The sequence below is a fragment of the Citrobacter sp. XT1-2-2 genome, from assembly GCF_023516235.1.
GTDB classification, from domain to species: domain Bacteria; phylum Pseudomonadota; class Gammaproteobacteria; order Enterobacterales; family Enterobacteriaceae; genus Citrobacter; species Citrobacter werkmanii.
The window spans coordinates 3,423,856-3,446,455 of sequence record NZ_CP097324.1 but is presented as its reverse complement, the minus strand read 5'-3'; the positions used below and the strand labels follow the sequence as shown (position 1 = coordinate 3,446,455).

General features: G+C 51.8%; 24 protein-coding genes. 8 read left to right on the top strand and 16 right to left on the bottom strand.

Going from position 1 to position 22,600, the window contains the following annotated elements; translation table 11 throughout:
• The first annotated feature begins 97 nt into the window (after positions 1 to 97).
• Together M4I31_RS16520 and M4I31_RS16515 are read left to right on the top strand one after the other, a co-directional pair.
• Entirely contained in the window at positions 98 to 928 is an 831-nt protein-coding gene (locus M4I31_RS16520) for an alpha/beta fold hydrolase (RefSeq protein ID WP_038638697.1), read from the top strand.
• 96 nt (positions 929 to 1,024) lie between these two features.
• The gene (locus M4I31_RS16515) at positions 1,025 to 1,648 is read left to right on the top strand and encodes a flavin reductase family protein (protein WP_085047527.1); all 624 of its coding nucleotides are present in this window, start codon (positions 1,025 to 1,027) and stop codon (positions 1,646 to 1,648) included.
• Positions 1,649 to 1,689: 41 nt separating this feature from the next.
• Here the strand turns inward: M4I31_RS16515 and rna are convergent, their stop codons facing one another.
• The 8 genes from rna to citC all read right to left on the bottom strand — a co-directional run bounded on the left by rna (position 1,690) and on the right by citC (position 9,344).
• The gene (gene rna / locus M4I31_RS16510) at positions 1,690 to 2,496 is read right to left on the bottom strand and encodes a ribonuclease I (protein ID WP_038638702.1); all 807 of its coding nucleotides are present in this window, start codon (positions 2,494 to 2,496) and stop codon (positions 1,690 to 1,692) included.
• Positions 2,497 to 2,606: 110 nt separating this feature from the next.
• Complete coding sequence (gene citT / locus M4I31_RS16505; RefSeq protein WP_038638704.1) at positions 2,607 to 4,070, bottom strand: citrate/succinate antiporter CitT; 1,464 nt, start codon at positions 4,068 to 4,070, stop codon at positions 2,607 to 2,609.
• Positions 4,071 to 4,095: 25 nt separating this feature from the next.
• Entirely contained in the window at positions 4,096 to 5,001 is a 906-nt protein-coding gene (citG, locus tag M4I31_RS16500) for a triphosphoribosyl-dephospho-CoA synthase CitG (RefSeq protein ID WP_069323151.1), read from the bottom strand.
• Positions 4,970 to 5,524 (bottom strand): citrate lyase holo-[acyl-carrier protein] synthase, encoded by a 555-nt coding sequence (gene citX, locus M4I31_RS16495; RefSeq protein WP_085047526.1) that lies wholly within the window; start codon positions 5,522 to 5,524, stop codon positions 4,970 to 4,972. Before citX ends, citG begins: the two co-directional genes overlap by 32 nt.
• A gap of 3 nt (positions 5,525 to 5,527) precedes the next feature.
• The gene (gene citF, locus M4I31_RS16490) at positions 5,528 to 7,060 is read right to left on the bottom strand and encodes a citrate lyase subunit alpha (RefSeq protein ID WP_085047525.1); all 1,533 of its coding nucleotides are present in this window, start codon (positions 7,058 to 7,060) and stop codon (positions 5,528 to 5,530) included.
• Positions 7,061 to 7,069: 9 nt separating this feature from the next.
• On the bottom strand, positions 7,070 to 7,978 hold the full coding sequence (locus M4I31_RS16485; protein ID WP_069323153.1) for an aldolase/citrate lyase family protein: 909 nt from the start codon (positions 7,976 to 7,978) through the stop codon (positions 7,070 to 7,072).
• Positions 7,975 to 8,271 (bottom strand): citrate lyase acyl carrier protein, encoded by a 297-nt coding sequence (citD, locus tag M4I31_RS16480; protein ID WP_003831276.1) that lies wholly within the window; start codon positions 8,269 to 8,271, stop codon positions 7,975 to 7,977. The genes M4I31_RS16485 and citD overlap by 4 nt, the downstream gene beginning before the upstream one ends.
• Positions 8,268 to 9,344, bottom strand: a complete 1,077-nt coding sequence (citC, locus tag M4I31_RS16475; RefSeq protein WP_085047524.1) for a [citrate (pro-3S)-lyase] ligase — start codon at positions 9,342 to 9,344, stop codon at positions 8,268 to 8,270. Before citC ends, citD begins: the two co-directional genes overlap by 4 nt.
• A 388-nt stretch (positions 9,345 to 9,732) precedes the next feature.
• Here citC and dpiB point away from each other — a divergent pair, with 388 nt between their 5' ends.
• Positions 9,733 to 11,394 carry a sensor histidine kinase DpiB gene (gene dpiB, locus M4I31_RS16470; protein WP_038638721.1) on the top strand — a complete coding sequence of 554 codons (1,662 nt, stop codon included), beginning with the start codon at positions 9,733 to 9,735 and terminating at the stop codon, positions 11,392 to 11,394.
• Complete coding sequence (gene dpiA, locus M4I31_RS16465) at positions 11,363 to 12,043, top strand: two-component response regulator DpiA (protein ID WP_085047523.1); 681 nt, start codon at positions 11,363 to 11,365, stop codon at positions 12,041 to 12,043. Before dpiB ends, dpiA begins: the two co-directional genes overlap by 32 nt.
• A gap of 149 nt (positions 12,044 to 12,192) precedes the next feature.
• Here the strand turns inward: dpiA and dcuC are convergent, their stop codons facing one another.
• Entirely contained in the window at positions 12,193 to 13,575 is a 1,383-nt protein-coding gene (dcuC, locus tag M4I31_RS16460; RefSeq protein ID WP_085047522.1) for an anaerobic C4-dicarboxylate transporter DcuC, read from the bottom strand.
• A 451-nt stretch (positions 13,576 to 14,026) separates the two neighbouring features.
• Between dcuC and pagP the strand changes: the two genes are divergently transcribed.
• On the top strand, positions 14,027 to 14,590 hold the full coding sequence (gene pagP / locus M4I31_RS16455; RefSeq protein WP_038638726.1) for a lipid IV(A) palmitoyltransferase PagP: 564 nt from the start codon (positions 14,027 to 14,029) through the stop codon (positions 14,588 to 14,590).
• Between the two features lie 188 nt (positions 14,591 to 14,778).
• Positions 14,779 to 14,988 carry a transcription antiterminator/RNA stability regulator CspE gene (cspE, locus tag M4I31_RS16450; protein WP_000034825.1) on the top strand — a complete coding sequence of 70 codons (210 nt, stop codon included), beginning with the start codon at positions 14,779 to 14,781 and terminating at the stop codon, positions 14,986 to 14,988.
• Between the two features lie 51 nt (positions 14,989 to 15,039).
• Here cspE and crcB read toward each other — a convergent pair whose 3' ends face one another.
• A complete protein-coding gene (gene crcB / locus M4I31_RS16445) occupies positions 15,040 to 15,423 on the bottom strand; it encodes a fluoride efflux transporter CrcB (protein ID WP_003831281.1) in 384 nt (127 codons plus the stop codon).
• Between the two features lie 90 nt (positions 15,424 to 15,513).
• Here crcB and M4I31_RS16440 point away from each other — a divergent pair, with 90 nt between their 5' ends.
• Complete coding sequence (locus M4I31_RS16440; RefSeq protein WP_038638732.1) at positions 15,514 to 16,302, top strand: deaminated glutathione amidase; 789 nt, start codon at positions 15,514 to 15,516, stop codon at positions 16,300 to 16,302.
• Between the two features lie 128 nt (positions 16,303 to 16,430).
• The gene (tatE, locus tag M4I31_RS16435; RefSeq protein ID WP_038638735.1) at positions 16,431 to 16,634 is read left to right on the top strand and encodes a twin-arginine translocase subunit TatE; all 204 of its coding nucleotides are present in this window, start codon (positions 16,431 to 16,433) and stop codon (positions 16,632 to 16,634) included.
• A 97-nt stretch (positions 16,635 to 16,731) separates the two neighbouring features.
• Here tatE and lipA read toward each other — a convergent pair whose 3' ends face one another.
• The 6 genes from lipA to mrdB form a co-directional block, all read right to left on the bottom strand.
• Positions 16,732 to 17,697: a lipoyl synthase gene (lipA, locus tag M4I31_RS16430; RefSeq protein ID WP_003022702.1), complete on the bottom strand. Its 966-nt coding sequence runs from the start codon at positions 17,695 to 17,697 to the stop codon at positions 16,732 to 16,734.
• Positions 17,698 to 17,903: 206 nt separating this feature from the next.
• Positions 17,904 to 18,545, bottom strand: a complete 642-nt coding sequence (gene lipB, locus M4I31_RS16425; protein ID WP_085047521.1) for a lipoyl(octanoyl) transferase LipB — start codon at positions 18,543 to 18,545, stop codon at positions 17,904 to 17,906.
• A gap of 113 nt (positions 18,546 to 18,658) precedes the next feature.
• Complete coding sequence (gene ybeD / locus M4I31_RS16420; protein ID WP_003022706.1) at positions 18,659 to 18,922, bottom strand: DUF493 family protein YbeD; 264 nt, start codon at positions 18,920 to 18,922, stop codon at positions 18,659 to 18,661.
• A gap of 106 nt (positions 18,923 to 19,028) precedes the next feature.
• A complete protein-coding gene (dacA, locus tag M4I31_RS16415; RefSeq protein ID WP_038638745.1) occupies positions 19,029 to 20,240 on the bottom strand; it encodes a D-alanyl-D-alanine carboxypeptidase DacA in 1,212 nt (403 codons plus the stop codon).
• A 142-nt stretch (positions 20,241 to 20,382) separates the two neighbouring features.
• Positions 20,383 to 21,477, bottom strand: a complete 1,095-nt coding sequence (rlpA, locus tag M4I31_RS16410; protein ID WP_085047520.1) for an endolytic peptidoglycan transglycosylase RlpA — start codon at positions 21,475 to 21,477, stop codon at positions 20,383 to 20,385.
• A gap of 10 nt (positions 21,478 to 21,487) precedes the next feature.
• Positions 21,488 to 22,600: a peptidoglycan glycosyltransferase MrdB gene (mrdB, locus tag M4I31_RS16405; protein ID WP_006685529.1), complete on the bottom strand. Its 1,113-nt coding sequence runs from the start codon at positions 22,598 to 22,600 to the stop codon at positions 21,488 to 21,490.

Here is a 22,600-nt window from a genome sequence, read left to right as displayed (position 1 = left end):
GCCGAAAAACGTGATCGTTCTCCAATTTGCATTATGCTTTTTAAGCGCTCGTTGCGGGTGCGTCAATACAACTCAGTGTTCCGCTACAGGAGATCTCATGAGCCAGTACGACAAACTTACCTTAAAAGACGGCAGCTATTTGCATTTTAAAGACTGGGGAAGTGGACAGCCCATCGTGTTCAGCCATGGTTGGCCGCTGACGGCAGATGCGTTTGAGGATCAGATGCTGTTTCTTGGGTCGAAAGGATTTCGTGTGATCGCCCATGACAGGCGCGGACATGGCCGCTCGGCCCAACCGTGGGATGGCCACAATATGGATCAGTATGCTGACGATCTGGCTGAACTTACCGCGCATCTCAATCTTAAAGATGCCGTGCATGTTGGGCACTCTACCGGCGGTGGGGAAGTGGCGCGTTATATTGGCCGCCATGGGACGCAGCGGGTGGCAAAAGCGGTGTTAATTGGCGCGGTGACGCCCATCATGATCAAGACCGACTTTAACCCGAATGGCGTGCCGAAAGAGGTGTTTGATGGCATCCGGGAAGGGGTAGTGAACGATCGCGCCGCCTTTTTCTATGAACTGACCGCGGCATTCTATGGTTATAACCGTCCGGGCGCAAAAGAGTCGAAAGCCGTCCGGGAAAGTTTTGTTGAACAGGGCTTACAAGGGTCCATCAAAGCGTTGTACGACTGTATTCATGCGTTTTCAGAAACAGACCTGCGTGGCGATCTCGAAAAAATGACCATCCCGACGCTGGTGATCCACGGCGATGACGATCAGATTGTCCCGTTTGAAACCTGCGGCAAGGTCGCGGCAGAAATATTGCCGGATGCGCAGTTGAAGGTATATGCCGGTGGTTCTCACGGTATTTGCACCACCCATAAACAGCAGATCAATGGCGATCTGCTCAACTTTATTCAGTCGTAATCTTTAACGGATTGTTCTACGCTGATCTTCTTTTTCCAGGGAGATGAGCGAAGCATAATTCGTGCTGCGCTAACGTTAATGACACCAGAGAAGGCTATGTATTTCTATCAACCATCACAGGGACACGGCTTACCGCACGACCCGCTAAATGCCATCATTGGACCGCGCCCCATTGGCTGGATTGCGTCGCGCGACAGTAACGGGCGACATAACCTGGCGCCATACAGTTTCTTTAATTGCTTTAACTACCATCCGCCGATTATTGGTTTTGCCAGCAGCGGCTGGAAAGACAGCGTGCGGAATATTGTCGAAACCGGTGAGTTTGTCTGGAACCTGACCACCCTTGAACTGGCTGGCGCGATGAATGAAACGTCTGCCAGCTTGCCGCACGGCGAGGACGAGTTTTTTGCCGCTGGGCTGAGTAAAGCCGACAGCCGGATTGTCAGCGTGCCGCGCGTGGCGCAAAGCCCGGTTAATTTTGAGTGCCGTTTATCGCAAACTCTGCAACTGACCACTGCTGACGGCGCGCCTGTAGAAACCTGGCTGGTGCTGGGAGAAGTGGTGGGCATCCATATAGATGAAACGCTACTGGAAGAAGGCATCTACCAGACGGCGAAAGCGAAGCCGGTACTGCGTGCGGGTGGACCCACGGCGTACTATTCAATCAGTGAAACACACCGTTTTGATCTGGTTCGCCCGGACGCCCGTTTGCAACGCTAAGCATGCAGACCGACGCCCGGTTTGCGCGTCGGTCATGATTTTCAGTATCCAGCCTTGTCGATAATAAACTGTTTACCGCAGTTACCCGGATGCGGCTGCGGTAAGAATGACTGCGCAGATAGCGGTTGATTGATGGTGTCGGCTTTCAGGGATAGCTGGATCTCTGTGAGATAAGCCGGATTGCCGTGGCAGCTTAGCTTCACGGCTTTGACGTTCTCTTTGCCCCAGCTTTTGGCGATAGCGGCGTCAAATGCGTTGCGGCTGACGGTTTTGCCGTAGTTATCCGCGAGGAACTTGCCCGCTTCACTGTTTTTGAATTCATTATTCAGCCGCACCATCGTGCCAAAGTACACGTCGGGATCAAAACCAAAACAGGCGCCGTGTTTGGCATACTCGTAGCGTTCCAGGCAGGATGTTCCGCCAGCGCCTGGCATCACCGCGCTCAGTTTCGCCGCACTCTCCAGTGACAGGCCGGTTTCAGGCGCTGCACATTTACGGCTGGCGCGCGCTTCAGGCAGGTTAGGAATGGGACGCGTTGCGCAGCCAAAACGCATCCAGCGGCGGTTATCTACTCCGCGAGCGGCGATCGATTTTGGCAGGCTGGGCCACAGGCCGTGAACGGTCAGAAAATCCGCTTTGTCTGCAATCTCTTTTTGCAGACGACATTCGTCGGGTTCCTGACGATTACGCTCGTGTTGGCTTTGACAGAAACCGGTTTGCCAGGAGAGGGCCAGCACGTAGCGGTCAAAATCAGCGTACTGTTTTGCCTGAAGTTCATCGGCCTGAGCCACAGAAACTGGCAGCAGAAGCGCTGCCAGTAAAGAAGAATAACGCCACGTTGATGTCATGATGATTTCGGATACTTATATAAATTCTGAATATCATCTATTTAATCATAAAAAATGCCAGTCAGGTTTAGCTGACTGGCATCATTTTCATCAGGCGTGAGCCGGAATGATTAGCTCCACATTGCCAGAATCGGCCAGCCGACCAGCAGAAGCATAGCGATGTAGATAACGCCGAAGATAGCTCCCAGACGCCAGTAGTCTTTAGACTTCACATAACCACAACCGTAGATGATAACGCCAGGGCCGGTTGCATACGGCGTCAGGCAGCCCATGATACCGATGGACAGCACCAGCAGGATACACAGATGTTCCATTGGAACGCCCGGGATACCTTTACCGACCGCCAGGATAACCGGCAGCATGGTGGCGGTGTGTGCGGAAAGGCTGGCGAACAGGTAGTGAGCAAAGTAGAACACCAGCACCAGCACGATCACGGTCGCGTTAGGTGAGAAGCCTTCCAGGTGCGTGCTCATGGTGTTAGCGAACCAGTCGATGAAGCCTGAACGGGTCAAACCATTTGCCATAACAACCAGCGTGGCGAGGTTTACCAGTGTGTTCCATGCGCTGTTATAGCGGGTAATATCTTTCCACGGTACAACGTGTAGCGCCAGCATCAGGGAAACCGCCAACAGACCCACCGCGGTGGCATCAATCAGTTTACCCCCGAAGACCCACAGACCCAGGCTGAGCAGAACCAGACCGATCAGGGTCAGCTCTTTACGCGTCAGTTTACCCATGGTTTTCAGTTCTTCACCGGCCCATGCGGCAACTTCAGCACTGTGAGTGACTTCTGGTTTGTACAGAACATAGGACAGCCACGGCGCAACGATCAGCAAAATAATACCGACCGGCAGGAAGCTGAGGAACCATTGCAGCCAACTAATTTGAATGCCAGCAATTTTGTTGACGAATTCCAGACCCAGTACGTTCGGCGCCGCGCCGGTCACGAACATAGAGGAGCTCAGGCTGGTACTGATGACCATCATCCACATCAGATATCCGCCGATACGGCGCGCGGAAGGATCGTTTGGGAATGATTTAAACAGCGGCGGCAGGTTTTTGATAACCGGGAATACGGTACCACCGGTACGCGCGGTGTTGGACGGTGTAAACGGCGCCAGCAGGATGTCGATAATAACAATCGCATAGCCCAGCGTCAGGGTACGTTTACCCATGAATTTCACCATGAACAGCGCGATACGACGACCCAGGCCGGTAACTTCATAACCCAGTGCGAAAATAAACGCGCCAAACACCAGCCACACGGTGGTGCTGGAGAAGCCCGCCAGACCCCATTTCAGCGCTTGCTTACCCGCTTTGAATGCCGGGTCGGCCAGCTCGGATGCGTCAAACAGCAGATAGTTACTGCCGATAACGCAGATCGTCACGGCGATAAAGCTGATTGCCGTTGCCGGAATTGGCTCCAGAATCATCCCGACAATCATGGCCACGAACACGGCAAAATAGTGCCATGCCTGTGGGGGCATGCCATCAGGGACGGGGATAAGAAACATGACGCCCATGACTACCAATGGGGCCAGTAACTTCCAAATTTTATCTTTTGCTAAAGACATGTGTGTGATTCTCCGGAAAGGATCTTTAATTGTGATAATGATGAACTTGTGAAATCTGAGCTAAGAACCATGTGACGATCAGCAGATCGGCGCAGCCTCCAGGACTGAGGTTGCGTTCAATGCACTGTTGGTCGAACTGGCGTAGGTATTCGAGATCGGCAGGGGTACGAATCCCGCCTTGTTGTAACAACGTGGAGGCCTGCTGCTGTAGCCAGCGCAAACCTTCTGCGCCACCACGGGAAGCCACGTTGGTGTCGCCGTTGATAGACATCAGCAGCAGTAACGTATCGAGTAACGCCAGTTCAGGATCGCGGCCCTCAGCCAGCAGTGCACGGTAGTGCGGCAGAGCATGCTGAATGACGAGGGGATATCCTGCTTCGGCTTCGCCGCGTGCGCCGGTTAATCCCAGTTGCTGATAAAGACGTTGGCCAGCCGTGAGTTGTTGGTTGTTCTGGCGCAGTTCGCGCTCGGTCAGGCCACGGCAAAATGTTGCTGCCGTAGAGCAAAGGGTTTCAGCGGTAACGCTCAGGCGGAGCTGGAGCAGGCGGCCAATGGCGGCGCACAGTAATCCCAGCGAGAAGATGCTGCCTTTATGGGTGTTCACTCCGGCAGTAGCGCGAAACATATCGGCTTCGCAGGCCATGCCCAGCGGACGTAGTCCTGGCAGGACATCTTCCGGCGACTGCTGTGCGCTAAAGGCGCCATATTCGATAAAACGCGGCAGCCATGTCTGAATCGCTTCAGCACTGCGATAAAAATCTTCCAGCGCCATATCTTTATGCGCGCCGTTATTAATACGATCCACCAGACCCGGTTTAGGCGACAGGTTGACTTCCGTCAGCATGGCGCGCCACGCCAGCGTGGCGTAAGCGTCAGGCAGATCCAGAGGAAGAACTGCGTTATGAGTTGATGTTGCGGGAATCGGCATCATGCAGCAGTGCCTCCATCTGAGTGAGTAAGTCGGAAAGCGCGTGAGTTTTACCCCGCGCGCATTCGGCAGCGCTTTGCTCGCACAGCAGACAGCGGCGGGCAGGGAGCGCGAAATGACGCCGGGACAGAATTTCCCCTTCAGGGTTCAGGACGTCGATGTCCCATAACCGTCCCAGCGGATGTGAATGCTCAAGTCCGATAGTGGCGAGCTTGAGGTCCAGGGCCGGAGCCTCAATGGCCAGCAGGCCTTCCGGTCCGCTGGCAGAGACCAGCGCAGTTTGCTCCCTGACAATCCAGGCGGATTTTTCCGCCAGCGCGAGCAGGGCGGTGACGCCGTGATTAAAGATGCGACGGGTTAATTCGCTGTCTTTAATCGGACCTGGCGCGACCACGGTAAACGAGACCAGTGGCGCGTGATGACGCGTGAGCCAGGCATGCTGCCTTGCTTGTCTCTCATCTCGGCTGGCGAGCAGTTCAGGGATGGAAACCGCGTGGCAGGTGGCGTGTTCAGGGAGCAGGTGCATGGTTTATTCCTTCACCTGATGCACAACGTCAATTACCGAACCATCGCGGTAGCGCACAACGGCAATTACGCGATCGGTAAATTCGATGGCGCGCGGTTGACCGGTTAGCTGCTGTGCACGTTCGCGCAGCCATTCAATCGACACCACTTTCATGCCAGCTTCTTGCAGGCGTTCCGCCAGTTCAGGGCGAGCAGGGTTGACGGCGATACCATGATCGGTAACCAGAATGTCAACGCTGGAACCTGGGGTTACGCAGGTCAGCACGTTATCTACCAATGTCGGGATGCGTCCACGAACCAGCGGTGCGACGATGATAGAAAGCGCTGCGGCCACAGCCGTATCGCAGTGACCACCGGAAGCGCCACGCAGTACGCCGTCGGAGCCGGTCAGTACGTTAACGTTGAAGCTGGTGTCTACTTCTAATGCGCTCAGTACCACAACGTCCAGGCGGTCAACGGATGCGCCTTTCGAGCCCCAGTTAGCGTACTGGTTAGCGCTGATCTCAATGTGGTTTGGATTGCGGGCCAGAGATTTCGCGGCGGTACTGTCGAAGCTTTGTACATCCAGCAGTTTGCGGATTAAGCCTTTTTCATGCAGATCAACGATGGTGGCGGTGATGCCGCCCAGCGCGAAATCTGCATGGATGTCACGGCTACGCATTTTGTCTTCCAGGAAACGGGTAACGGCCAGAGACGCGCCGCCGGTTCCTGTCTGCAATGAGAAGCCTTCATTGAAGTAACCGGAGTTAGCAATGACGTCTGCCGCGCTGCGGGCGATCAACAATTCACGCGGATTGGTGGTCATACGGGTCGCGTCAGCACCAATTTTGTCCGCATCGCCGACCTGGTCGATCTGCACGATCAGATCCACTTGATCCTGGGTAATGCTGGCCGGGTTGTGCGGATAGCTCAGCAGTTGTTCTGTCAGCAGAACAACCTGCCTGGCGTTCTCGGCATCGACGCGGGCATAGCCCAGTGAGCCGCAGCACGCTTTGCCGGTATAACCGTTAGCATTACCAAACTGGTCGCACGCCGGTACGCCGAGGAATGCGACATCAATGTTGAGTTCGCCACTTTGCACCAGGTGTACACGACCACCGTGGGAGTGGATTTGCACCGGCTCAGCCAGCAGACCACGAGAGATCTCTTCTGCCAGCGGGCCACGCAGCCCGGAGGTATAAATTCGGCTGACCACGCCCTGACGGATGTGCTCAACCAGCGGCGCGTGGCAGTCGCTCAGGGAGCTTGAGGCCAGCGTCAGATTTTTAAAGCCCATGTTGGCGATGGCGTCCATCACCAGGTTAATCGTCAGATCGCCACCGCGAAATGCGTGGTGGAAAGAGATAGTCATACCATCCTGTAAACCTGAACGACGAATGGCGTCTTCCAGATTAGCGCACAGCTTTTTGTCGCGCGGTTTTTGCGCCTGCAATTCTACTTTTGCGGTGCTCTGATAAGCGGAAAGCTCGCTTTCTGCATGACGGCTCCAGGTCGCCACGCGATCCTGGCGTTGAGACTGTTCGATTTTCTGCGTCATTTTTTTGCCTTATTCTTCGCGAATGCCGGAAAGTTCTGCACGGGAGATAACCAGAAGGGCGCGCTCGATAACCGGGCTGTCGACCATCTTGCCGTTCAGGGAAACCACGCCACGACCTTCGCGGGCTGCAGCTTCAGCGGCTTCCACCACCAGACGGGCATGAGCCAGCTCTTTGCGCGTCGGGGCATAGAGGTTATGCAGAAGTTCAATCTGGCGAGGGTTGATCAGCGATTTGCCGTCAAAACCCAGTTGCTTGATGTGTGAGGCTTCGTGCAGGAAACCTGCTTCGTTGTTGGCATCGGAATAGACGGTATCGAATGCCTGAATACCGGCAGAGCGCGCAGCCTGCAAAATAGAGCAGCGGGCAAACAGCAGTTCAGTCCCTTCCGGGGAACGTTCAGTGCGCAGGTTACGCACATAATCTTCAGCACCCAGTGCAATACCAATCAGGCGCTCGGAAGCGTGGGCGATTTCTACCGCGCGGGTAATGCCTAACGGCGATTCGATAGCGGCTAACAGACCGGTGCTGCCGGGTTCGCGACCACAGGCGTTTTCGATGCGCAAGATTTCGCTTTCGATGTCGATGACATCCTGTGCGGTATCGGTTTTCGGTAAACGCACGATGTCGGCGCCGCCGCGCACAACGGCTTCGAGGTCATTGATGCCCCATTCGGAGTCGAGGGCGTTTACGCGCACGATGGTTTCTACGTCGTGATACAGCGGATGTTGCAGCGCGTGGTACACCATGCGGCGGGCGGTATCTTTTTCACGCAGCGCGACGGAGTCTTCCAGGTCGAACATCAGCGCATCAGCCGGGTAGATAAACGAGTTGCTGACCATGGCGGCATTGGCGCCCGGTACGAACAACATGCTACGGCGGGTACGGGTTTTACGTTGTTGTAAAGATTCGGCAATCACTGGCAATCCTCCCATGGCAGTGCCGGAATACCGCCAGCGCGGGCCAGTAGTGCTTCCAGTCGCGCACGTAAAATGCAGTCCAGTGCGCCTTTATCATCAACATTTAATTGCACACCGCGTACGTTGTAGCGGGACAGTACGTCCAGAATGGTGGCCCGAATGGCATCACCGAACTGCTTTTCGACGCTACTGTTAACCTGCAGGTCAATATCCTGCGAATCGAGTGGAGCGATGCGAATCATCACATCACCGGACTCGAGTGTGCCTGCGACGGCTGCCTGGTTTATTTTCATTTTTCACCTGTTGCTAATGCGGGGGTATTTTGGCGGACTGCCGCACCCGATGAGGCTCGTTCAACCATGCTTTGCAGATAGCGCAGCGTGGCGTCAGGAACCAGGGATGCGATAGCCGTGAGATCTTTTTTAACCAGCAGCTTGCGCACCCAGGAGGCGGAAATCGGCATCTCCTGGAAGCACAGCCGCTCAATTTCCACCAGTTCAATCGGTGGGGCGGGAAGCGTTGGGGTCTCCAGCCAGTAACGCATATCGTTGTTGTACTGGGAGGTGACGGTGCAATACGGCTCGGTACCCACGAAACGGTGCGTAACGCCGAGAGCCGGGGCCAGGTACTGGCGGAAGATTTTCAGGTCTATTTCGGTGTAGCAGTGGTTAATAACGCTCTGCTCTTTGATGAAGTAGCACGGGAACGTGGCGCGGGAAATGATGTATTCCGAACCGCGATGCACGGTTAAACGCGGAATGTCTTTTGTCCCTTTAAGTACCAGATCCAGTCGGTCTTCATACGGAAAACGCGAGGTATCTTCTTTCACCAAAAACAGATGCAGCCAGTCACATTGCGCGGCCGCCTGTTGGATCAGAAAACGATGACCGTTGGTGAAGGGGTTGGCGTTCATGACGATACAGCCAATTTTTTTCCCTTCATGACGCTGTTTTGCCAGCGATTCGGCGTAGCGTTTCAGCCGCGTGGTGCTGTTTTCCATCAACACCATAATGCCGGGCACGCTGGTGAGTGTGGAAAAGCCGCACTGTTTAAACAGCGATTCGTACTCGGTTTTGGTATAGATGAAGAGGTGCGTACAGTGGCGCTCATAGGCGAGGTTGATGAGTTCTGTCGCCAGCGTCAGCGCCAGGCCTTCACCGCGCACGGACTCACAAATCGCGACGCACTTAATGATATTTCCGGCGATACCGCCACAGGCAATCAGGCGATCGTCACGGGTGACGGTGATAAATACTTCGACGGTGGTATCAACGCTCAGATCATTCTCTTTCAGAAATTGCGCGATAGCCGCCATCTTTTTATTTTCTGAGCGTTTAACTTTCGTGAATATATTATTACCGAACATAGTAAATAGAGCCCCGATGCTATATTTGTTACTGGGTTTCTGTTTTTGTTGCTCTGATTAGCAACCTGATAACGTTTTGTTTGCAATTGAAGGGAATGGTTTTTTATTACGGAGTATTTCTTTTTTTCCCTGCTGCATACATCGTAAGGAGTATTTTGGAGGTAATTTTTGATTTATTTCACAATAAGTTAGAAGGTTTTAATGTGTTTTATGGTTTTAAGTTTTTTAATTAATTTAACCCGGAAATAGCGCGTGGTTTTAATTTGTTTAATTGATTTAAGGTGGGGAATCTGCAACGATCCTGTTTTATATCGTCACTTTTAAATAAAACATTTTTATTACAACTACAATAGAAAATAAGTTTCGGTAACGTCGGTGAGGAAAATTTATGGCAGAACAGAAAAATAAAACACGGTTTCCTTTTTTTCGCAGTCTGGCGTTTCCGTTACGCATTTTTCTGCTCATTCTGGTCGTTTCTGTTCTTATTATCGCAGCGTTAGCACAATACTTTACCGCCAGTTTTGAAGATTATCTGACGACTCATGTCCGCGATATGGCAATGAACCAGGCCAAAATCATCGCCTCTAATGACAGCATCATCACGGCGGTGAAGCATCGTGATTACAAGCGTCTGGCGACTATTGCCGACAAACTACAGAGCGGGACTGATTTCGATTATGTGGTGATTGGAGATACCCACTCTATTCGTCTTTATCATCCGAACCCGGAAAAAATTGGTTACCCGATGCAGTTCACCAAGCCTGGCGCGCTGGAAAAAGGTGAGAGCTACTTTATTACCGGCAAAGGATCTATTGGGATGGCAATGCGCGCCAAAACCCCTATCTTTGATGACGATGGCAAAATCATTGGCGTGGTCTCAATTGGCTATCTGATCAGTAAAATTGATAGCTGGCGATCGGATTTCTTACTGCCAATGGCTGGGGTATTTATCCTGCTGTTGTTGGTACTTATGCTGCTCTCCTGGTTTTTTGCTGCCCATATTCGTCGGCAGATGTTGGGGATGGAGCCTAAACAAATCGCGCGGGTGGTGCGTCAGCAGGAAGCGCTGTTCAGCTCGGTGTATGAAGGGTTGATTGCCGTGGATCCTGACGGATATATCACTGCGATAAACCGCAGTGCGAGGAAAATGCTGGGGCTGTCATCGCCGGGCAGAAAGTGGCTGGGCAAACCGGTAAATGAAGTCGTTCAGCCAGCGGACTTTTTCACCCAGCAGATTGCGGAACAACGCCAGGATGCGATGGTTAATTTTAATGGGTTGAGCGTTATCGCCAACCGTGAGGCGATTCGCTCCGGTGACGAACTGCTCGGCGCCATTATCAGTTTTCGTAGTAAAGATGAAATTGCTACCCTTAATGCGCAATTAACGCAAATCAAACAGTATGTTGAGAGCCTGAGAACGCTGCGTCATGAGCACCTGAACTGGATGTCGACTATCAATGGCCTGCTGCAAATGAAAGAGTATGACCGGGTGCTGGCTATGGTTCAGGGCGAGTCACAGGCACAGCAACAACTGATTGACAGCCTGCGCGGCGCCTTTGCCGATCGTCAGGTGGCGGGTCTGTTATTTGGTAAGGTGCAACGTGCGCGGGAACTGGGTCTTACGATGACCATTGTTCCTGGCAGCCAACTGCGCCAACTGCCTGAAGGGCTGGATAGCACAGAGTTTGCAGCAATTGTTGGCAATCTGCTTGATAATGCATTTGAAGCGAGTTTACGCACCCAGCAAGGCAACAAAGTCGTCGAACTTTATTTGAGCGACGAAGGGGATGATGTGGTCATCGAAGTTGCCGATCAGGGATGCGGTGTGCCGGAAGCATTGCGTGAAAAAATATTCGAACAGGGTGTAAGCACCCGTACCGATGAACCAGGCGAACATGGCATCGGTTTGTATCTGATTGCAAGTTATGTGAGGCGCTGTAACGGGGTGATTACGCTCGAAGATAACTCCCCTTGCGGCACCTTATTTTCTTTATTTCTTCCGAAAGTGAAAAAAAATAATGACGGAACCATTAACGCTACTGATCGTTGAGGATGAAACGCTACTGGCGGAAATGCATGCTGAATATATCCGCCATATACCCGGCTTCAGCCAGATATGGCTGGCGGGTAATCTTGCGCAGGCAAGAATGATGATTGAGCGTTTTAAGCCCGGTTTGATTCTTCTTGATAACTACTTGCCGGACGGTAAGGGTATTACTTTGTTGCATGAGCTGACCCAGGCGCGTTATCCGGGCGGTGTGGTCTTTACCACGGCGGCTAGCGATATGGAAACGGTCTCCGAGGCCGTGCGCAGCGGCGCGTTTGATTATCTGGTCAAACCTATCGCTTACGAGCGGTTGGGGCAGACGCTGACGCGGTATCAACAGCGCAGACGTATGCTGGCAAGCAATGACAGCGCCAGTCAAAAGCAGATTGATGAAATGTTTAACGCCTATGCGCGCGGCGAGCCGAAAGGCGATTTGCCGACCGGGATTGATGCGTTAACGCTGAATGCGGTGCTGAAGCTATTTGCCGATCCGACGGTACATCATACTGCGGAAACGATCGCCCAGGCGCTCACCATCAGTCGAACGACCTCCAGACGTTATCTGGAGTACTGCGCCAGCCGCCATTTGATTATCGCGGAGATTATTCACGGGAAGGTGGGTAGACCGCAGCGTATTTATCACGGCGGCTAATACACGTCATCCTTTAAGCTGCCTCTTTGTTGGCTGCGTGCAGAAACCCCAGTCACATAGTTATCTATGCTCCTGGGGATTTCTTTACTTGCCGCCGCGATGCAGCATAAATGATTTTGTGTATTAAGGTCAGGTATTGACAGGTATCGTTAACCGCCAATCAGGGCAGACGTTGCCGGTACCATCACTTCGGTGGCGATAATCACCACCAGCAGTCCGACCAGCACCGGAACCGAGGTACGTTTCACAACTTCGAACGGAGAAATCTTCGCCATCCCAGCCACAGCCACAACGACGCCGGAGACTGGGGAAATGGTACGCCCGAGGTTGGAGGCCTGAAGCATCGGGATAGCGAGGTAAGCCGGGTTAATGCCGGAAGAATGTGCCAGTTTCGGGATCATCTCAACGAAAGCATAGAACGGCGCGTTACCGGAACCCGTGGTCATTGCCGCCAGCATGGTCAGGATCACCAGTACCAGCATCAGAATAATACTCGCTGAGCCAAACGAGGTGGCGATAGAAATCAGGCTTTGAATAAAGCCGATGGTACTCAAGCCCTGGGCAAAAACACCCGCAGCGACGAGCAGCATCACTACGTTAGCAAAGGCGTCCGCCATGCCCCGGTAAGCGACTTCCAGACCTGAAAACACCTTTTGAGTGTTGAATCCACGAATAAATTCCAGAACGGCGGCGATGAGCATGCACAGTACCAGGATAGTAATAATGTGCAGCTGCGGACCCCATTTACCATCAAAAATCAGAACGCCTACGATCGGTGTAAACGGCAGGATGGCGTAAAACGACGGCGCGGTAGTGGTGATTTCTGCTACGTCTAACATTTCGTGAGAAATGTTCTCTTTTTTATCCAGGTAGCGCTGCCAGAAAAAGTGTGCGAGCGCCATAGCAATGATGGCGGCAATAGAAATTGGCAGTGTGGTTTTAAACGCGAAATCAATTAACGGCATTTCTGCGGCTTTTGCCGCCAGCACCACATCACCGGATGTCGGTGAAAGAATGATTGCAGCGGGGGAGGCACATATGGCCGCCGCGGCGCCACGGCTGATTCCAACGTTTACCATGACCGGGAACAGCGTTGCCATCAGCAATACACCCAGGCCGGTAGCTGACGAGACTGCCAGCGACATCAGACAGGCGACAAAATAGGCGGCAATCATCAACAGATAAGGTGAGTTGATATATTGCAGCGGTTTGGAGGCCAGCTTAACGACCATATCATTCGCGCCAATATGCGTCATGTAGGCGGCAAAACCACACAGCATCATAATCATCATGCCGAGATCGCCACCGCGGCTCATCAGCAGAATTTTAATGTATTCAACAATGTCTGTAGCAGTATAGCCCGTCGTTGCTGCGCTGGAAGGCAGAACTTTATGTCCCATCACCGCACTGATAATCAGCAAAACCAGACCGCCAACAAACAGTACGCCGGTGGCGGAATAACCTTTGATGATGTAGCGCGCTACACCCACAATAACCACAACCCCAATAAGGAGTTCAATAAATGTCAACATTGTTTCCCCTGTCGCATTGCTGCCCGGAAAGTAAAAAAACTAAAAAAAGTAAAAAGTGGTGACAGAATGTGCCTAATAAACCGATAACTATTGCTGATTGAAATCAATAAAAATACGGATTCAACAGATGGCCTGACTATTTTTTCAACATCGTGGTTTAAAAAAGAATATCCCCGGCAAAAACTGTGAAACAGCATTGCTGTTGTGTGTATTTTGATATGAGAGTGTTAAATTATTGTTTCTTTATTTGTCCATCACGTTTGAAAAGAACAATTTATTAGCAATCAAGAGAAAATTATTCCTGTAATAAAGCCCAGTAAATTGAGGGGGAATCATCTTATAAGTATTGCCCGAAGAATATTCTGATTTTTTACCTGCGCATTTTTGTTAAGTTAACATTAAGGTTGAGTTTGCTACAATTGCTAATAACTTCCAGGATGGTAATTAAGTTGTGATTGTCGCTAAACGATATTTTCTCATTTTTTCATTTCTTTTTATTCAGTTAGCTTTCATTCCCCAAGGGGCTGCTGAAGATAAAGGCTGGTTTGCCACGTTTAAAGATAATGTCAGTGAAACCTGGCAGCAACCGGAGCATTATGACCTGTATGTACCGGCTATTACCTGGCATGCCCGTTTTGCCTACGATAAAGAAAAAACGGATCGCTACAATGAGCGCCCCTGGGGGGCCGGATTTGGCCAGTCCCGTTGGGATGATAAAGGTAACTGGCACGGGCTTTATATTATGGCCTTTAAGGATTCCTACAATAAATGGGAACCGATTGGCGGCTACGGCTGGGAGAAAACCTGGCGACCGCTGCCTGATGAAAACTTCCATACCGGCCTTGGCTTTACCGCTGGTTTTACCGCACGCGATAACTGGAACTACATTCCCGTACCGGTGCTGTTACCGCTGGCGTCAATCGGTTATGGTCCGGCAACGTTCCAGATGACCTACATTCCAGGAACCTATAACAATGGTAACGTCTACTTTGCGTGGTTACGCTTCCAGTTTTGATGGACTGCCTGTATTGTCAGTCAGATTTTAAAAAAACCATTAAAAACATATGGATGGAAACGGTTACTGAAAAATAACGCGACATTTATCACTTTTTGATAAAGTTCGACTGGACAAAGCGCATCACAATTGTTGTACTGATACCCGACACAGCATTTGTGTCTATTTTTCATGTAAAGGTAATTTTGATGTCTAAGATTAAAGGTAACGTTAAGTGGTTTAATGAGTCCAAAGGATTCGGTTTCATTACTCCGGAAGATGGCAGCAAAGACGTGTTCGTACACTTCTCTGCAATCCAGACCAATGGTTTTAAAACTCTGGCTGAAGGTCAGCGCGTAGAGTTCGAAATCACTAACGGTGCCAAAGGCCCTTCTGCTGCAAACGTAATCGCTCTGTAAGCATACGACAGCAAGCATTCAAAACCCGCTTAATTGCGGGTTTTTTTCGCTCTAATGTGCGGGAGAGGCAGAAACCAGCCAGAATGCCAGGGCGGTCATCGCAAATGATCCCAGCAGATTAACCAGCACATTCACCATAGCCCAGCCAAAGCGTCCTTCCTGAAGTAAAAACACGACCTCTGCCGAGAAGGTGGAGAACGTTGTCAACCCGCCGCAAAAGCCGGTAGTAATCAGTACTTTCCACATTGGATCGATGTTTGTCATGCGATTAAACCACGCCAGACCCATACCAATGATAAACGCGCCAAGTAAGTTTGCCGCCAGCGTACCGAATGGGATAGCCTGATGCAGTGGGTTGAAGCGCATGCTCAACATCCATCTTGCTACGCTACCTGTACCACCACCGATAAAAACCGCTAAAAGAAGTTGTAACACTGCTAAATCCTGCTATTTGATTGTATATAGGATGAGTGTAACGCTGAATAATCACTGTTGGCGAGCCTGACAAACTTTTCTGGAGGGAATATGTTCGTTGCAGCAGGGCAGTTTGCCGTGGGTCCTTCGTGGGAAAAGAATGCAGAAACCTGCGCTTCATTAATGTCTCAGGCCGCAGGAGAGGGAGTATCGTTGTTGGTACTACCGGAGGCGTTGCTGGCCCGTAACGATATTGACCCTGACCTGTCAGTGAAGTCAGCGCAATTGCTGGAGGGTGGGTTCCTGACGCGTTTACTCCGAGAAAGCGCGCAAAATGAGATGACGACAATTCTGACGATTCATGTTCCTTCTGTGCCAGGTCGGGCTTTTAACATGCTGGTGGCGTTGCGGGGAGGTCGGGTTGTTGCCCATTATGCAAAATTGCATCTTTACGACGCGTTTGCGATTCAGGAGTCGCGGAATGTCGATGCAGGAGACGCCATAGCGCCGCTGCTGGACGTAGACGGATTAAAGGTAGGGTTGATGACCTGCTATGACCTGCGTTTCCCTGAGCTGGCGTTAGCGCACGCTCTGCAGGGGGCCGACATTCTCGCTTTACCTGCCGCCTGGGTGCGGGGAGCGCTAAAAGAGCATCACTGGGCAACATTGTTGGCGGCAAGGGCTCTTGATGCTACTTGCTATGTTATTGCCGCTGGAGAATGTGGTAATAAGAACATTGGGCAAAGCCGGGTTATCGATCCCTTTGGGGTGACCATTGCCGCAGCGGCAGAAACGCCGGCGCTGATTATGGCCGAGGTTTCAGCAGAGCGGGTGAAGCAGGTCAGGGCGCAACTTCCGGTGTTAATTAACCGACGCTTTGCGCCACCGCAATTATTATGACGTTTTTTTAAACAAGACTTGATTCACCTTGTTACAGATTGCTATTGTGTGCGCGCGTCGAAAGGCCGTTAATATTCTCAGGTTAATATGGCGCATTATGTAGCCTGGTTTAAGTTAAGAAGGTATCTATGGGTGAGATTAGTATTACCAAACTGCTGGTGGTTGCCGCACTGGTCGTTCTGCTGTTTGGTACCAAGAAGTTACGTACACTGGGTGGAGACCTGGGAACGGCAATTAAGGGCTTTAAGAAAGCGATGAACGACGATAATACCGATGCCAGGAAAGAGGCTGATGGTAGCGTTCAGGCGGAAAAGCTCTCTCATAAAGAGTAATATCAGGAGCATGATGCTCATACTGTGTGCTCTGTATGAAAAAAACCGGCAAATTGCCGGTTTTTTTATTGCTGATATGTAAGTGAGTATTACACGATTACTTCACTTCCAGCCCTTTGGCCTGCATATCAGCGTGGTATGAAGAACGAACAAACGGGCCGCAGGCTGCATGGGTAAAGCCCATCGCCATGGCTTCGGCTTTCATCTCGTCGAACTCATCCGGGCTGACATAGCGTTGCACCGGCAGGTGATGGCGGCTCGGCTGCAAATACTGCCCCAGCGTTAGCATGGTCACGCCATGACTGCGCAGATCGCGCATGACTTCAATAATTTCGGCATTGGTTTCACCCAGACCTACCATCAGACCCGATTTAGTCGGGATCTCCGGGTGCGCTTCCTTGAAACGCTCCAGAAGCTTCAGCGACCAGTTGTAGTCAGCTCCCGGACGTACGTTACGGTAAATACGCGGTACGTTTTCGAGGTTGTGGTTAAATACGTCCGGCGGCGTGGCCGTGAGGATATCCAACGCGCGATCCATACGACCACGGAAGTCAGGCACCAGCGTTTCGATTTTAATCGATGGGCTTTTCTCGCGGATAGCGGTGATGCAGTCAGCAAAGTGCTGAGCACCGCCGTCACGCAGATCGTCACGGTCAACGGAGGTAATGACGACATAGCGCAGCGCCATGTCCGCAATGGTCTGAGCCAGTTTCAACGGCTCGTTAGCATCAGGCGCAACCGGACGGCCATGGGCAACGTCACAGAATGGGCAACGGCGAGTACAGATTGCGCCGAGGATCATAAAGGTTGCGGTTCCGTGATTGAAACATTCAGCCAGGTTAGGGCAGGAAGCTTCTTCGCAGACAGAGTGCAGGCCGTTTTTGCGCATTGCCGCTTTGATGCCCTGGATACGGGTGGAGTCCGCTGGCAGTTTTATTTTCATCCATTCCGGTTTACGCAGCAGGGCTTCACGCTCTGTTGCCACATTTTTAACCGGGATAAGAGCCATCTTATCGGCATCGCGGTATTTAACACCGCGTTCCATCACAATGGGTTTACTCATAGCTTGCGTGTTCCAGTTGCGAATTACGAAGGAAAGCGTTTCAATTCAAGGGAATGTTGCATTTATCAACTATTTTTGAATTAGTGATACGCAGTATATCATTGAAACGGGCCAGAAAGCAGCCTGACAGGCTGGCAAAATGTAAAATAGTTGTTGTTTTGTGTCATTTGCCACAACATATGCCGTGGCAAAGTATGACAGCCTTTTTAGTCCACAACGTACTCGTGCGGTGGGTTACCCAACAGCGCCAGAATGTTGGCCAGCAGGCGTGGGCGAATGCTCTCAGTCGTGGCAGCGTTATCCCATTGCGATACTTTTGCCATCTCCATTCCGGCATAACCGCAAGGGTTGATACGCAGGAAAGGCGACAGGTCCATATCCACGTTGAGCGCTAAGCCGTGAAATGAACATCCCTTACGAATACGTAACCCTAATGAGCAGATTTTCTTCTCACCGACATAAACGCCTGGCGCATCGGCTCGCGGGTGGGCGTCGATGCCAATTTCCGCAAGGGTATTGACGACAGTTTGCTCCAGCAGCGTAACCAGTTCGCGAACGCCCAGTTTGCGGCGTTTCAGGTTCAACAGCACATACATGACCTGTTGACCTGGTCCGTGGTAGGTCACCTGACCGCCGCGATCGCTCTGAATCACCGGAATATCTCCCGGCATCAGTACATGCTCGGCTTTACCGGCCTGACCCTGGGTAAAGACAGGATAATGCTCTACCAGCCAGATTTCATCATGACTGTTTTCATCGCGGGTATCGGTAAATTCGTGCATGGCCAGAGAGACTGGCTCGTAAGGTTGAAGACCGAGCTGGCGGACCAGAATTTTATCCTGATACAAAACGGCATCTCCGTAGATACTCACACAGAGTAGAGAATGTTAAAGAGGGGAAAAGTATATCACAGGAGGAAGGGGTTACCCGAGCGGGGATGCAGCGGGTAACCGACAGGTTTTTACAGCACCATGCGTACGATATCAATATTGCCTAATTCTTCGTACAGTGTTTCAACCTGCTCAATGTGTGTAGCAGTGATGGTGATAGAGACCGAGTGGTAGTTGCCTTTGCTGCTCGGTTTTACCGTCGGAGAGTAATCACCTGGCGCATGGCGCTGTACCACTTCAACCACCTGATCAACCAGCTCAGGCAACGCCTGCCCCATTACTTTGTAAGTAAATGGAGTAGGGAATTCAAGCAGTTCGTTAAGTTTGGTTTTCATGTCAGCTCCGGCGTTACATCAAAAAATAATAACTCCCACAGCGCGTGGGAGTTATCTGGATACCTAGTATATGGGGACGTAAATCACACTTTCAAGTGTTCGATTTTTAGCCAAACCAGTGATGGAACATTAATTTAATGTAATCAATGATTTTCCCAAAGAAGTTGCCTTCCGGGATTTCCTGCAGCACGACCAGTGGGCGCTGCTCGATGGTTTTGCCATCAAGCTGGAAGTTGATGGTACCGACAACCTGGTTTTTCTGCAGCGGCGCGTGCAGTTCAGTGGTGTTCAGCACATAACTTGCTTTCAGATCTTTCATACGACCGCGCGGTATAGTCAGGTAGACATCCTTATCGACACCTAACGATGCGCGATCGGTGTTACCAAACCAGGCGGGTTCTGAGGCAAATTCTTTACCCACTTTCAGCGGGTTGACGGTTTCGAAGAAACGGAAGCCCCAGGTCAGCAGTTTTTTGCTTTCGGTTTCGCGACCTTTATAGGTGCGGCCACCCATTACGGCGGAGATCAGACGCATCTGGCCTTCGGTTGCGGATGCAACAAGGTTATAGCCAGCTTTATCGGTGTGACCGGTTTTGATACCGTCGACATTCAGGCTGTTATCCCACAGCAAACCGTTACGGTTTAACTGACGAATGCCGTTAAAGGTGAACTCTTTTTCTTTATAGATAGAGTATTCATTAGGTACATCGCGAATCAGCGCCTGACCAATCATCGCCATATCGCGGGCTGAACTGTACTGACCGTCAGCATCAAGACCATGAACGGTCTGGAAGTGGGTGTTTTTCAGACCCAGCGCGTTCACATAGCTGTTCATCAGGCCGACGAAAGCATCCTGGCTGCCGGCAGCGAAGTCAGCCATCGCCACACATGCGTCGTTCCCGGACTGCAGGTTAATACCACGGATCAACTGAGAGACAGGAACCTGCATGCCTGGCTTGAGGAACATCAGCGATGAACCTTTAAAGACCGGGTTACCCGTAGCCCATGCGTCATTGCCGACGGTGACCAGATCGGTTTCTTTAAACTTCCCGGCTTTCATTGCCTGGCCGATGACGTAGCTGGTCATCATCTTGGTCAGGCTGGCGGGGTCGCGGCGAGTGTCAGCATTCTGTTCTGCCAGAACTTTACCTGAGTTGTAATCAATCAGGATATACGACTCCGCATCGATCTGCGGAACGCCGGGGATCATGGTTTTAATATTCAGGTCATCGGCATGGGCAGCAGAGAGAGTAGCTGCGCAGAGAGCCGCGGTGAGCGCCATACGCTGCACGAAACGAGCGGAAAAAGTGGTCTTCATGGTCTGAACTACGACGTCCGTGATGAAATTAAAAAAAGTGCCCTACTATAGCAAATGCATAACGGGCAGGCATCTGACTTTCCGCGTGACTTTGTTAATGTCATTTACGGAAATTGACAATTCAGATACCCGGTTTACGTTATTACATGCCGGTGATGAAGGACTGTAATTGCGCTTCGGATTGAAGACGCTGCTGTAATGAGGAGGCTTCTGTTTTACTGGCGAATGGCCCCATCTGAATACGCCATACCGCGCCGTTTTGCACTACCCGTCCAGGGACGCCAAACTGCTGACTTAAGCGCTTTTGATACTGCTGCGCACGGGTTTGATCGCTAACGGCACCGACCTGAACGACATAGCGTCCGTTGGTCGCAGCAGCTGGCGCGGCAACGGTCGCTGGCGCGGTTACCGTGGCAGTTGATGCTGCGGGAGCGGCGGTTACAGGCTGTGGCGCAGGCGTGGGTTCGCTGCCTTCAAGTACACCGGCAGCAAGCGTTGTCGGCGCGCCGAGGAAACCACTGCTGTTGACCGGCGCACCGCTGGTATCCTCGCTTTTCAGCGTGGAATTACTGATAGGGCGGATATCGTTTTGCGCCTGACCCGCATCCGGTGCGGAAGACATCGCGCCGCCACCGCTTAAATCAGGACGAGCCGGCAGGGCATAGGTTTGTTTCGCCACAGTTGTGCAGGCCATTCCCGGGCCGGATAATGAACCATCCTGCGCGACGATGATAGGGTCGATACGCACTTTGGTGTTGTTAGACGTGTTCAGTCGATCTGCGGCGGCACGTGAAAGTGAAATGACGCGATCGTTGCCATAAGGGCCGCGATCGTTAATGCGTACGACGATCATCCTGCCGTTTGCCAGGTTGGTGATTCTGGCATAGCTTGGGATCGGCAGCGTCGGGTGCGCAGCGGTCAACTGCATTGGGTCAAACGCTTCACCAGACGCGGTTAAATTGCTTCCAGGCTCCGCATCATAAATAGCGGCAAGCCCGGCCTGGCTAAAGCGGGAGGGATCCTGGACTATTTTGTAGCTCTTACCATCACGCTGATAGTCCTGATTCGCCGTTGGGTTCAGGGGTTCAAAGCGCGGATCGGCCCCGCTGATTTCAACAATCGGACCATTACACACCGCAGGCTGCGGCGCGACAGCAACCTGTTGCTGACCATCATCATTCGAACACGCCGCGAGCATTCCTGCTGCGATGCAGATACCAAGCCACTGCTTACGCATTGCGTACCCCTTACACGCTTTTCGACAACATTTTTCTATGGGTGTGGATCGACATAACAATCCCGAACCCGGCCATCAGCACGATCAGTGCCGAGCCTCCGTAACTGACCAATGGGAGTGGAACCCCAACCACAGGTAGAATACCGCTCACCATACCAATATTTACGAAGACATAAACGAATAATATCAACATTAAACCACCCGCCATGACGCGACCAAAGGTGGTTTGTGCGCGAGCAGCGATCCACAACCCGCGCATAATCAGCAAAATGTACAGCGTCAGCAAAATCAGGATTCCCACCAGACCCAGCTCTTCCGCTAAGACTGCGAAGATAAAGTCAGTGTGGCGTTCGGGTAAAAACTCAAGCTGCGACTGCGTACCGTGCAGCCAGCCTTTACCGCGTAATCCGCCGGAACCAATAGCAATTTTAGACTGAATAATGTGATAGCCCGCGCCCAGCGGATCGGTTTCTGGATCAAGTAACATCATGACGCGCTGACGCTGGTAGTCATGCATCAGGAAGAACCACAGTATCGGAATAAACGCGGCGACCAAAACTACTGCCACACCGATTAAACGCCAGCTTAAACCGGAAAGGAACAGGACAAACAGACCAGAAAGGGCAACCAGAATTGAGGTGCCGAGGTCAGGCTGAGCGGCAACCAGCAGCGTGGGCATAAAAATCAGCACCAGCGCAATCGCGGTATTTTTTAGCGATGGCGGGCAGACGTCGCGGTTGATGAAGCGCGCGACCATCAGCGGCACGGCAATCTTGGCGATTTCAGAAGGCTGAAAGCGCACGATACCCAAATCCAGCCAGCGCTGAGCGCCTTTGGAAATAGCGCCGAAGGCGTCAACCGCCACCAACAGAATGATACAGAAGATATAGAGATAGGGCGCCCAACCTTCATAAACCCTGGGGGGAATTTGCGCCATCACCACCATGATGACCAGACCCATCGCGATCTGGCCGACCTTACGCTCCATCATGCCAATATCCTGGCCGCTGGCGCTCCAGATGACCAGCGAGCTGTAGACCAGCAGAGCCAGCAAAATAAGCAACATTGTGGGATCGATGTGGATTTTGTCCCAAAATGTTTTTTTGTTCGGATTATCCGTCAC